Genomic DNA, 11,895 nt, shown 5'->3' on the forward strand with positions numbered 1-11,895 from the left:
GGGGAAACCGCCCCACCCGGTACGAGCGGGAACTGACCCCCGCTCAGGCCTTCTTGAGACGGAACCAGTAGAAGCCGTGTCCCGCAAGGGTCAGGAGGTAGGGCAGCTGGCCGATGGCCGGGAACCGCACCCCGCCGATCAGCTCCACCGGCTGGATGCCGTCGAAGCGCCGCAGGTCGAGCTCGGTGGGCTGCGCGTGCCGCGAGAAGTTGTTCACGCACAGCACCAGGTCGTCGCCGTCCTCCCGCAGGAAGGCCAGCACCGCCGGGTTCGAGGCCGGGAGTTCCGTGTACGTCCCCGTCCCGAAGGCCCGGTTCTGCTTACGGATCTCGATCATCCGCTTCGTCCAGTGGAGGAGCGAGGACGGAGAGGCCATGCCCGCCTCGACGTTGGTCACCTGGTAGCCGTGGACCGGGTCCATGATGGCCGGCAGGTAGAGCCGTCCCGGGTCGCAGGAGGAGAAGCCCGCGTTCCGGTCGGGGGTCCACTGCATCGGGGTCCGCACCCCGTCCCGGTCGCCCAGCCAGATGTTGTCGCCCATGCCGATCTCGTCGCCGTAGTAGAGCACCGGCGAGCCGGGCAGCGAGAAGAGCAGCGCGGTGAACAGCTCCATCTGCTTGCGGTCGTTGTCGAGGAGCGGGGCGAGCCGCCGCCGGATGCCGATGTTGGCCCGCATGCGCGGGTCCTTGGCGTACTCGGCGTACATGTAGTCGCGTTCTTCGTCCGTGACCATCTCGAGCGTGAGCTCGTCGTGGTTGCGCAGGAAGATGCCCCACTGGCAGCCGGAGGGGATCTCCGGGGTCTTCGCCAGGATTTCCGAGACCGGGTAGCGCGACTCGCGCCGCACGGCCATGAAGATCCGCGGCATGACCGGGAAGTGGAAGGCCATGTGGCACTCGTCACCGCCCGAGCGGAAGTCGCCGAAGTAGTCGACGACGTCCTCCGGCCACTGGTTCGCCTCGGCGAGCAGCACCGTGTCCGGGTAGTGGTCGTCGATCTCCTTGCGGACCCGCTTGAGGAAGCCGTGGGTCGCGGGGAGGTTCTCGCAGTTGGTGCCCTCCTGCTGGTACAGGTACGGCACCGCGTCGAGCCGGAAGCCGTCGATCCCCAGGTCCAGCCAGAACTTCAGCGCGGACAGGATCTCCTCCTGCACCGCCGGGTTCTCGTAGTTGAGGTCGGGCTGGTGCGAGAAGAAGCGGTGCCAGTAGTACTGCTTGCGGACCGGGTCGAAGGTCCAGTTGGAGGACTCGGTGTCGACGAAGATGATCCGGGCGTCCGCGTACTGCTTGTCGTCGTCGGCCCAGACGTAGTAGTCGCCGTACGGGCCCTCCGGGTCGCGCCGCGACTCCTGGAACCAGTCGTGCTGGTCGCTGGTGTGGTTCATGACGAAGTCGATGACCACGCGCATGCCGCGCTGGTGGGCCGCGTCGACGAACTCCACGAAGTCGGCCAGATCGCCGAACTCCGGCAGCACCGAGGTGTAGTCGGCGACGTCGTAGCCGCCGTCCCGCAGCGGGGACTTGAAGAACGGTGGCAGCCAGAGGCAGTCCACGCCCAGCCACTGGAGGTAGTCCAGCTTGGACGTGATGCCCTTCAGGTCGCCGACACCGTCGCCGTTGCTGTCCTGGAAGGAGCGGACGAGGACCTCGTAGAACACCGCCCGCTTGAACCAGTCGGGATCACGGTCCTTGGCGGGGGTGTCCTCGAAGGTGTCGGGGACGGGCTCGTTGACAGTCATGATGTGGGTGACCCTCCGGTCTGCGGGGACGGTCGCAGGACGAGGACGTGCGCGGGTGTGACACCCGGTTCCAGGCGCACGTAACTGGCCCTGCCCCAGTGATAGGTCTCGCCGGTGAGCTCGTCGCGCACCGGCACGGTCTCGTGCCAGGCGAGGCCGAGTTCCGGCATGTTCAACGAGAGTGAAGCCTCCTGGGTGTGGTGCGGGTCGAGGTTGACGACCACCAGAACGATGTTCGAACCCGAGCGCTTCGAGTACGCGATCACCTGCGCGTTGTCGGTGTCGTGGAAGGTCAGGTTCCGCAGCCGGCGGAGGGCCGGGTGACGGCGCCTGATCCGGTTCAGGGCGGTGATCAGCGGGGTGATCGTGGCCCCCGCGCGCTCCGCCGACTCCCAGTCCCGCGGCCTCAGTTCGTACTTCTCCGAGTCGAGGTACTCCTCGCTGCCGTCCCGCAGCGGGGTGTTCTCGCACAGCTCGTACCCGGCGTACATGCCCCAGGACGGCGACAGCGTCGCCGCGAGCACGGCGCGCGTCTCGAACGCGGGCCGGCCGCCCTCCTGGAGGTAGGCGTGCAGGATGTCGGGGGTGTTCACGAAGAAGTTCGGCCGCATCTGCGCGGCCGTCTCCCCGGACAGCTCCGTCAGGTACTCCGTCAGCTCCTCCTTGGTGTTCCGCCAGGTGAAGTACGTGTACGACTGCTGGAAACCGATCGCGCCGAGCGTCCGCATCATCGCGGGGCGCGTGAACGCCTCCGCCAGGAAGATCACGTCCGGGTCCGCCCGGTTGATCTCGCCGATGACCCGCTCCCAGAACACCACCGGCTTGGTGTGCGGGTTGTCCACGCGGAAGATCCGCACCCCGTGGTCCATCCAGTGGCGCAGCACCCGCACGGTCTCCGCGACGATCCCGTCCATGTCCTTGTCGAACGCGATCGGGTAGATGTCCTGGTACTTCTTCGGCGGGTTCTCCGCGTACGCGATCGAACCGTCCGGCCGGTGGTGGAACCACTCCGGATGCTTCTCCACCCACGGGTGGTCCGGCGAGCACTGGAGCGCGAAGTCCAGCGCGATCTCCAGACGCAGCTCCCGGGCCCGCGCCACGAACGCGTCGAAGTCCTCGAAGGTCCCCAGGTCCGGATGGAGCGCGTCGTGCCCGCCCTCCGGCGAGCCGATCGCCCACGGCACGCCGACGTCGCTCGGCGACGCCGACAGCGCGTTGTTGGGGCCCTTGCGGTGGGTCTCGCCGATCGGGTGCACCGGCGGCAGGTACACCACGTCGAAGCCCATCGCCGCGACCGCCGGGAGCCGTTCGGCCGCGGTACGGAAGTTCCCCGGGACCGTGCGCCCCTTCACCTTCCGCACGCCCTCCGAGCGCGGGAAGAACTCGTACCAGGAACCGAACAGGGCCCGCTCGCGCTCCACCTGCAGCGGCAACGAGGGCGAGGCGGACAGCAGTTCGCGCAGCGGATGGCGGTCCAGGGCGTCGACCACCTGAGGGGCGAGCGCCGCCGCGAGCCGCACGGCCGCCGGGCGGGACCCGTCCCGCAGCGCGTCCGCCGCCGCGAGCACCGCCTCCCGGCCGCCGCCCTTCTTCGGGACGCCCTTCGCTGCCCGCTCGTGCAGCTCGGCCCCCTCGGCGAGGACCAGTTCGGAGTCGATCCCGGCCGGGATCTTGATCCTCGCCGTGTGGCGCCAGGTGGCCACCGGATCGCTCCACGCCTCGACGGTGTACGTCCACAGGCCCTCGGCGTCCGGGGTGACCTCGGCCCCCCACCGGTCGGTGCCCGGCGCCAGTTCGCGCATCGGGGTCCAGGGGCCGGGGCGGCCCGACGGGCCGCGCAGCACGACATTGGCGGCGACCGCGTCGTGGCCCTCGCGGAAGACGGTCGCCGTCACCTCGAAGGACTCTCCGGCCACCGCCTTCGCGGGGCGCCGGCCGCAGTCGACCAGCGGGCGGACGTCCAGTACGGGAATGCGTCCCATGAGCGGATTCACAGCATCACCTGACGGGTTACGGGGGTGCGGGTGGTGGTGCGCTCTTTCTAGCTCCGTCGGCGGCCGGCGGGTTGCGGGCATGACGGCTCCTGTCCGCGTTCACTCGGATGGCGGGTCCACAGGGATGAACGGAGGGTTCGGGGACACGGGTTCGGGGGTGTACCGCAGGAGCCTTCCCCTGGTTCTCGGGTGGGCAATCCGGCGCTTTGTTAACTACTCGGGCGTAGGCGAATCGGCAAGCACAGGAGCCGGACAAGAAAGAGGCCCCGCCTTTGTGGGGCGGGGCTCGATCTCGTCGTGGCGTCAGGTGCGCGGCGAGGCGTCCGGCTCCTCCGCGTCCGTCGACCACACCTGCCAGGGCTGGCGGGCCACCCACTCCTCCACCGGGGGCGGCTCCAGGCCGAGGACCTCCGACGACACCCCGTCGTCGTCCGTCATCAGCAGCGGATCGCCGCCGCTCGCCATGTAGTGGTAGATCCCGGCCACCCCGGCCGCCGTCTCCGGGCCGAGCAGCTGCGCGAGGCTCCGCTCGAACACGGCCGGATCCAGCTCCTCGTACCGCACCGTCCGGCCGAGACCCCGGCCGAAGGCCGCCGCGAGCTCGCGGCCCGTCAGCGCGCGGTCGCCGCCGATGTCGAAGGTCCGGCCCTCCAGGCCCTCCCGGGTGAGCGCCGCGAGCGCCGCCTCCGCCAGGCCCCGGTGCGACAGCCAGGCCGTCCGCGCGGACTCCGGCAGCGGATAGGCGAGGACGCCCTCGTCGACCAGGGCGGGCCCGTTCCACGGCGAGAACAGGTTGTCCAGGTACACCGGCGGCCGGACCACCACGAGCGGCACCCCGCTGTCCCTCAGCACCCGCTCGGCGAGCCGCCGCGTCTCGAACGCGGCGACGTCCGTCGGACCCAGCGGGAGCCGGGTGTTGGCGTTGAACACCAGCCGGCCCGTCCCCGCCGCGAGCGCCGCCTCCGCGATGTTCCGCGCGTACGTCTCCACCCGCGCCTCGTCGTACACCAGTGGCATCGTGACGAACGCGTGCGTGGTCCCCTCGAAGAGCCGCCGCACGTCGCCGGCGGCCCCCAGGTCGCCGGGGACGAAGAAGGCGCCGGGGAGCGGCGGCCGGTCCGCGTCCGCGCGCCGGGTCAGGGTCCGCACCCCGTGGTGGCGCTCGGCGAGGAGGCGGGCCACCGCGCCGCCCTGGAAGCCGGTCGCGCCCACGACCGCCACCCGCATCGGAATCTCACTGGACATGTGTGTCTGAGGCCCTTCGATAGGCTGTCACCGCTGCCGTGACGTCGTCCCTCCAGGCTCGCCGCGGCGGCTTCGGCCGTTCAATTAACAAACCGGGGCGGAAGTTGAAGGATCGTCCATGGAAACCGTGGGAACCGACCGTCACGACCAGCGCGACCCCCTCGACCCCGTCGTCGAGGGCGAACACGACGACCTGCTGAGCGAACTCCTCAAACCCCTCCGGCTCACCGGCGTCTTCGACAGCCGCTGGCACGTCCGGGCCCCCTGGGCCATCGAGGGCGACGCCGAACGCAGCTGCGCCGTCCTCCACTACGTCGTCGAGGGCGACTGCTGGATCACCGCCGACGACGAGACCCCCGTCGAACTCCACGCCGGCGACCTCGTCGTCTTCCCCACCGGCGCCGCGCACCGCCTCTCCGACCGGCCCGAACGCCAGGGCGTCCCGCTCAAGGCCGTCCTGCCCGAACGGCAGCCCGGCACCTCCGGCGAGATCGTCATCGAGGGCAGCGGACCCGAGAGCCGCCTCCTGTGCGCCGGGCTCCACTACGACGCCAGCGCCGCCACCGGCCTCTACACCTCGCTGCCCTGGGCCCTCGTCCTCGACGGCCCCCAGGTCGACCGCGAACCGCTGCTCCGCGACACCCTCCGGCTGCTCGCCGCCCCCGACCGGCCCGTAGGCCCCGGCGACCGGCTCATCACCCTGCGCGCCTTCGAGATGGCGCTCGTCCTCGCGCTGCGCCCGCTGCTCCGCGAGCTCGCCGGCAACCCGGCCTCGCTGCCGCTGCTCCGCCACCCCGGGATCAGCCGCGCGGTCGTCATGATGGCGACCCGCTTCGCCGAGCCGTGGACCATCGACTGCCTCGCCCGCGAGGTCGGCATGTCCCGCTCCGCGTTCACCGCCGCCTTCCGCGAGCTGGTCGGAGAGTCACCCGCCCGGTACCTCTCCGCCCGCCGCATGCAGGAGGCCGGCCGGCTCCTCGCCGAGACGTCCCTCCCGCAGTCGGCGCTGCCCGCCCGCGTCGGCTACCGGAGCGCCGTCGGCTTCCACCTCGCCTTCCGCAAGTGGTTCGGGGTGACCCCCGGCGAGTACCGCTCGGGTGAGGCCAGGGCCGCCTGATCCACCCGACCTGACATCTTCGGGAGCCCCTGGACGGTTCTTAAGGACCCCTGGACGGACGTTCATTGTCCGGCCGGGACACCCCGGACAGGCTCGGACCGGCACAGCCGTGGCATCCGAGGAGAGGCGAGACACCGGTGACGAGGTCCGGGCAGGAGTATCTGGAGGGACTGCGCGACGGGCGCGAGATCTGGCTCGACGGGGAGCGGGTCAAGGACGTCACCGCCCACCCCGCCTTCCGGTCCACCGCGGCCTCCTTCGCCGGTCTGTACGACCTCGCCGACGACCCCGTTCACCACCCCGTCCTCGTCCAGGGCGGGGTGCGCCGCGCCTGTGCCGTGCCCCGCTCCTACGAGGACCTCGTCGCCCGCCGCCGCGCCTTCCGCACGACCGCGGAGGCGAGCTACGGCTTCCTCGGCCGCACCCCCGACCACATGGCCGCCGGCGCGGCCGGATTCGCCGCCGCGCCCGCCGTCTTCACCGGCGACGCCTTCGACGGCGCCGAGCACGCCCTCGCCTTCCACCGCCGGCTCGCCGAGGGGGACCTGCACACCGCGTTCACCCTCACCAACCCCGCCTCGGGCCGCGGCGAGGACGACCTCGCCCTGCGGGTCGTCGCCGAACGCGACGGCGGGATCGTCGTCCGCGGCGCCAAGACCGTCGGCACCGGCGCCGTCTTCGCCGACGAGCTCCTCGTCGGCACCATCGAACCCCTCGCCGCCGACGACACCGAGCACGCCGTCACCTTCTCCGTACGGCTCGACACCCCCGGCCTCAAGCTGATCTCCCGCACCTCCTACGAGGAGCGCTCCCGGTCCGTCTTCGACCACCCGCTCTCCTCCCGGTACGACGAGAACGACGCGATGCTCGTCTGCGAGGACGTCTTCGTGCCCTGGGAGCGGGTCCTCACCTACCGGGACCCGGCCACCACCGGCGCGATCTGGTGGCAGACCCCCGCCTACCTGAACTTCGTCCACCAGTCCGCCACCCGCTTCTGGACCAAGCTGGAGTTCCTCACCGGTCTCGCGATCCTCGTCGCCCGCTCCAACGGCACCGAGAAGCTGCCGGCCGTCACCCAGGCCCTCGGCCGGCTCCTCGGCATGGTGGCCCAGGCCAAGGCCTTCGTCCTCGCCGCCGAGGCCTCGTACGAGGAGGTCGACGGCGGACGCGGCGGCGTCCGCCCCGGGCAGGAGATCTCCTTCGCCCAGCGGATCATGGCCGGCGAGCTCTACCCGCGCGCCGTCCAGGACATCAAGCTCCTCGCGGGCGGCGCCCTCGTCCAGCTCCCCGCGAGCGGCCGCGACCTCCTCCACCCCGAACTCGGGCCGCTGGTCCGCCGCTACTTCTCGACGCCGGGACACCCCGCCGAGGACCGCGTCAAGCTCCTCAAACTCGCCTGGGACGCCCTCGGTTCGGAGTTCGCCGGCCGTCACGAGCAGTACGAGCGCTTCTACCACGGCGCCCCGCACGTCTACCTGACCATGCAGACCTGGGCCGGCGCGGCGGGGGAGTGCGAGAGCCTCGCCCGGGCCTGCCTCGACGGCTACGGCCTGGGGACGACCCGGTGACGACCGTGGTGCCGCGCCGCGGGTCGCTCGTCCTCCTCGCCTCCACCCAGCTGCTGCTGATCACGGACACCGCGATCGTCAACGTCGCGCTGCCCTCCGTCGGCGAGGACCTCGGCTCCGGCTCCACCGGCCTCTCCTGGGTCGCCAACGCCTACCTCATCACCTTCGGCGGACTGCTCCTCCTCGGCGGACGCTTCGCCGACCTCCTCGGCCACCGGCGGGTCTTCCTCGGCGGCCTCGGCCTGCTGGCCGTCGCCTCCGCCGCCGGTGGTCTCGCCCCGGCCGCCGACGCCCTCGTGACGGCCCGCGCCGTCCAGGGCGTCGGCGCCGCCCTCGCCGCGGCCGCCGCCTTCGCGCTGCTGCTCCTGCTCTTCCCCGACGGCCCCGCCCGCCACAAGGCCCTCGGCGCCTTCGCCGCCATGGGCGGCCTCGGCGGAGTCCTCGGCACGGTCCTCGGCGGCGTCCTCACCGACCTCCTCGGCTGGCGCGCCACGTTCTGGCTGAACGTGCTGCTCGCCGCCGTCCTCGCGCTCCTCGCCGTCCGTGTCCTCGACCCGCGCACCGGGCGGGCGTTCCGCGGCGGCTTCGACCTCACCGGGGCGCTCACCGCGACCGCCGGCCTCGGACTCGTGGCGTACGCCCTCGTCGGCGGCGCCGAAGCGGGCTGGCTCTCGGCCCGCACCCTCGGCGCCGGCGGAGCGGGCCTGGCGCTGCTGCTCGCCTTCGCCTTCGTGGAGACCCGGGCCGCCGCCCCGCTCGTTCCGCCCGCGGTCCTCGCCCGGCCCGCGCTCCGGATGTCCAACGCCCTGGCCGCGCTCGCCCAGACCACGCTGTTCCCGATGTTCTTCCTGGTCAGCCTCTACCTCCAGAGCGTCCTCGGGTACGCGCCCCTCGGCGGCGGCCTCGGACTCCTGCCGCTGTCCCTCGTCGTCGTCGCGGTCGCCCCGCAGACCGGCCGGATCATCTTCCGGGTCGGCCTGCACCGCGCCATGACCCTCGGTTTCGTCCTGCTGTGCGCCGGGACCCTCTGGCTGGCCCTGGCACTCACCCCGGACGGCTCGTTCGCGAGCACCGTCCTCGCCCCCAGCCTCCTGCTCGGCGCCGCCCTCCCGCTGGTCATGGTCACCACCAACGTGGCCGCCACGGCCGAGGCCGCCCCCGAGGAGACCGGACTCGCCTCCGGACTCGTCAACACCAGCCAGCAGTTCGGCTCCGTCCTCGGCCTCGCCGTCCTCGTGGCCGTCGCCACCACCCGTACCGAGGCCGGCGACGCGGCCCGCGCCGCCGCCGACACCGCCGGCTTCCGCGCCGCGCTGCTCACCGGCGCCGCCTTCGCCGCCCTGGCCGCCCTCCTCTCCGTACGCCTGCACCTGCCCGAGCGGGCCGCGGCACCGAAGGAGCGGGTGCCCGACCCGTACTGACCCGTCCCCACGCTTCGACGCCCACGACCACCCGGCGAGTGAGCCGAAGGGCCCCACCAGCGCCCGGAGGCGAACCGAGCCCCCGACAAAGAGGAGCGCAGCCTTGCTCGGCGACCCGCGCCACATGACCGAGGACATACGTGCCGCCGACCCGCTGGGCGCCGACGCCCTGCTCGCCGCGGTGCCCGTGCTGAACGCGCGGGCCGACACGGCCGCGCTGACCGTCGCCCTGCGCGCCCTGGTGCCCGCCCCCGAGCACGCCGCGCAGTGGAGCGTCGGCGGCGCGCTCGCGGCGATGCGGGACCTCGGCATCCTGCTCGGCTCCCTGAAACGGCACGGCGTGCAGCCGCTGGCCGCCGTCCCGGAGGCGCTGCCCGTCCTGGAACTTCTCGGCCGCCGCACGGACATGGTCCCCCGGGACACCGTCCACCACTACACGACCTGGAACCCCAAGGGCCCCCGCCGCCGCACCTACACCGGCGACGCGACCGAGGCCCGGCTCCAGGACGCCGTGCGGATGGTGTTCCCGGGGCTCGTCGCCGCCCTCGACGACTGCGCCCGGGTCGCCCGCCTCGAACCGTACGACCCCGGCTTCGCCGCCGCCCTCGACCGGGTCGCCGGCCACGTGCGGGCCATGGTCGACTCCATCGACCTCACCGTCGCGCAGGTCCCGCCCGAGTACTTCGCCCTCACCCTCCGCCCCTACTTCGAGGACGTCGAGATCGCGGGCCGCGACTACCTGGGCCCGGCCGCCGCACAGGTCCCGCTCTGGCTGGTCGACCTGACGCTGTGGCAGTGCGACCGCTCCGACGCCGCCTACGACGCCTTCCTCGCCGAGTCCCTGCCGTACGCCCTGCCGTCCTGGCGCGCCTTCCACGCCCGGCACCGGGGCGGGGTCTCCGCCGTCAGCAAGCTGTCGGCGGCGGTCAGCTGGGAGGGCGCCGACCGGCTGCCGCCCGCGCTCACCGACTCGGCGGAGGCGCTCGGCCGCGTCCTGCGGATCCTGAAGACCTTCCGGGCCCGGCACATCGGCATCGCCCGCAAGGCGTACAGCGACGACGTGCGCCTGTACGAGGAGGGCAGCGGCGGGGCCCCCGTCGCGCTGCTGCGCTCGATCCTGGACCTGACCAGGGAGAACGAGACCATGGTGCGCCGCGCGGGCGCGCGGAGCCGTCCCGCAGGGGCGCCCGTCGGCCCGCCGGCCGCGTAGGGGGGTGTCTCGTCGATCAGGCCGGGCTCGCGGCGTCTGGTGCCGCGCCTCGCCGCGTTTGTCGTCACTCGCCGACGTCCCCCAGCTACCGCTGGGAGGTGCCCCCACCGCGTCGACTCCCTCCTCCGCCTTGCGATGCACGGCACCAGACGCCGCTCCCTGATCCGGCCTGATCGACAAGACACCCCCCAACCGCGCGAAGGAGCAGAGTCGACATGTCCCCCCACACCGAGACGTACCCCGGCCACAGCCCGCACATCATGATCGCCGGCGGCGGCATCGCCGGACTCACCGCCGCCCTCGCGCTGCACGCCGCCGGATTCGAGCGCGTGACGGTCGTCGAGGCCGCACCCGCCATCCGTCCGGTCGGCGCCGGACTCAACCTGATGCCGAACGCCGTCCGCGAACTCGCCGCCCTCGGCCTGCTCGACGCCCTGGAGGCGGGCTCCCTGCCCACCCGCGAGCTGCGCTACTACCACCGCTCGGGCGGCCTGATATCCCGGGAGCGGCGCGGCCTCGGCGCCGGCTACCGCTGGCCCCAGCTGTCCGTCCACCGCGGCCACCTCCAGCAGGTCCTGGCCGGCGCCGTCCGCGCCCGGCTCGGCACCGCCGCCCTGGTCACGGGCGTCCGCGTGACCGGCGTCGAACTGCTCCCGGACGGACGGCCCCGGCTGCGCCTGGAGCACCGCGACGGCCCCGTCCGGGGCCGGGCCTCCCTCGAACCGGACGTCCTCGTCGGCGCCGACGGCATCCGCTCGGCGGTCCGCGCGGCGCTCAACCCGGCGGAGGGCGGGCCCGCGTGGAACGGGATGCTGGTGTGGCGGGGGGTGTCCCGGATGCCCGCGCGGGCCGTGGGCTCCTTCATGCTCATCGCGGGCGACGACCGGCAGAAGGCCGTCGTGTACCCGATGAGCCGGCCCACCGGACCCGGCCGGGAGGTCCTCGTGAACTGGGCCCTCGCCCGGCCCGCCGACACCCCCGGCGCGGCCGGCGACGAGCGGCTGCGCGGTGACTGGAACCGCGCCGTCCCCGTCGAGACCTTCCTCCCGTACTACGAGGGCTGGGAGTTCGACGGCGTCAGCGTCCCCGCCGTCCTGCGCGCCGCCGACACCGCGCACGAGTACCCGATGGTCGACCGCGAACCCCTCGACCGCTGGACCCACGGCCGCACCACCCTCATCGGAGACGCCGCCCACGCCATGTACCCCATCGGCTCCAACGGGGCGACCCAGTCGATCGTCGACGCCCGCGCCCTCGCCCACGCCCTGGCCCGGCACCCCGACCCCGCCGAGGGCCTCGCCGCCTACGAGCGGGAGCGCCGCCCCGCCATGACCGCGCTCCAGCGCGCCAACCGGGAGCTCGGCCCCGAGGTCGTCATCAACCTCGCCCACGCACGCGCCCCGCACGGCTTCACCGACATCGACGACGTCATCCCCGCCGAGGAACTCGCCGCGATCGCCGGACGGTACGCCGCCACCGGAGCGTTCGACCCGGCCACCGTGAACCAGGGCTCCCCGTACGAGCCGGCGGTACCCACCGCCTGACCCCGTGCGCCGTGGCCGCGCGGGCCACCGTGCCCTACCGTCGGAGCGGCACGCCGGA

8 protein-coding genes are annotated in these 11,895 nt (G+C 73.0%); 5 read left to right on the forward strand and 3 right to left on the reverse strand.

The window, feature by feature from the left end; genetic code table 11:
• Positions 1 to 43: 43 nt before the first annotated feature.
• The 3 genes from treS to ACN9M0_RS25735 all read right to left on the reverse strand — a co-directional run bounded on the left by treS (position 44) and on the right by ACN9M0_RS25735 (position 4,977).
• Complete coding sequence (treS, locus tag ACN9M0_RS25725; protein ID WP_366036037.1) at positions 44 to 1,738, reverse strand: maltose alpha-D-glucosyltransferase; 1,695 nt, start codon at positions 1,736 to 1,738, stop codon at positions 44 to 46.
• Positions 1,735 to 3,720, reverse strand: coding sequence for an alpha-1,4-glucan--maltose-1-phosphate maltosyltransferase (locus ACN9M0_RS25730; protein ID WP_426404286.1), 1,986 nt, complete (start codon positions 3,718 to 3,720; stop codon positions 1,735 to 1,737). The genes treS and ACN9M0_RS25730 overlap by 4 nt, the downstream gene beginning before the upstream one ends.
• Before the next feature lie 315 nt (positions 3,721 to 4,035).
• Positions 4,036 to 4,977, reverse strand: a complete 942-nt coding sequence (locus tag ACN9M0_RS25735) for an SDR family oxidoreductase (protein WP_366036035.1) — start codon at positions 4,975 to 4,977, stop codon at positions 4,036 to 4,038.
• Between the two features lie 118 nt (positions 4,978 to 5,095).
• Here ACN9M0_RS25735 and ACN9M0_RS25740 point away from each other — a divergent pair, with 118 nt between their 5' ends.
• The 5 genes from ACN9M0_RS25740 to ACN9M0_RS25760 all read left to right on the forward strand — a co-directional run bounded on the left by ACN9M0_RS25740 (position 5,096) and on the right by ACN9M0_RS25760 (position 11,837).
• Positions 5,096 to 6,094 carry an AraC family transcriptional regulator gene (locus tag ACN9M0_RS25740; protein WP_426404287.1) on the forward strand — a complete coding sequence of 333 codons (999 nt, stop codon included), beginning with the start codon at positions 5,096 to 5,098 and terminating at the stop codon, positions 6,092 to 6,094.
• 137 nt (positions 6,095 to 6,231) lie between these two features.
• A complete protein-coding gene (locus ACN9M0_RS25745) occupies positions 6,232 to 7,662 on the forward strand; it encodes a 4-hydroxyphenylacetate 3-hydroxylase family protein (RefSeq protein ID WP_426404288.1) in 1,431 nt (476 codons plus the stop codon).
• Positions 7,659 to 9,083, forward strand: coding sequence for an MFS transporter (locus ACN9M0_RS25750; protein WP_426404289.1), 1,425 nt, complete (start codon positions 7,659 to 7,661; stop codon positions 9,081 to 9,083). The genes ACN9M0_RS25745 and ACN9M0_RS25750 overlap by 4 nt, the downstream gene beginning before the upstream one ends.
• Positions 9,084 to 9,207: 124 nt before the next feature.
• Positions 9,208 to 10,293 (forward strand): monodechloroaminopyrrolnitrin synthase PrnB family protein, encoded by a 1,086-nt coding sequence (locus tag ACN9M0_RS25755; RefSeq protein ID WP_366036031.1) that lies wholly within the window; start codon positions 9,208 to 9,210, stop codon positions 10,291 to 10,293.
• Positions 10,294 to 10,508: 215 nt separating this feature from the next.
• Positions 10,509 to 11,837: an FAD-dependent monooxygenase gene (locus tag ACN9M0_RS25760; RefSeq protein WP_366036030.1), complete on the forward strand. Its 1,329-nt coding sequence runs from the start codon at positions 10,509 to 10,511 to the stop codon at positions 11,835 to 11,837.
• Positions 11,838 to 11,895: the final 58 nt, after the last annotated feature.

Source organism: Streptomyces sp. R-07 (assembly GCF_049913175.1).
Classification (GTDB): domain Bacteria; phylum Actinomycetota; class Actinomycetes; order Streptomycetales; family Streptomycetaceae; genus Streptomyces.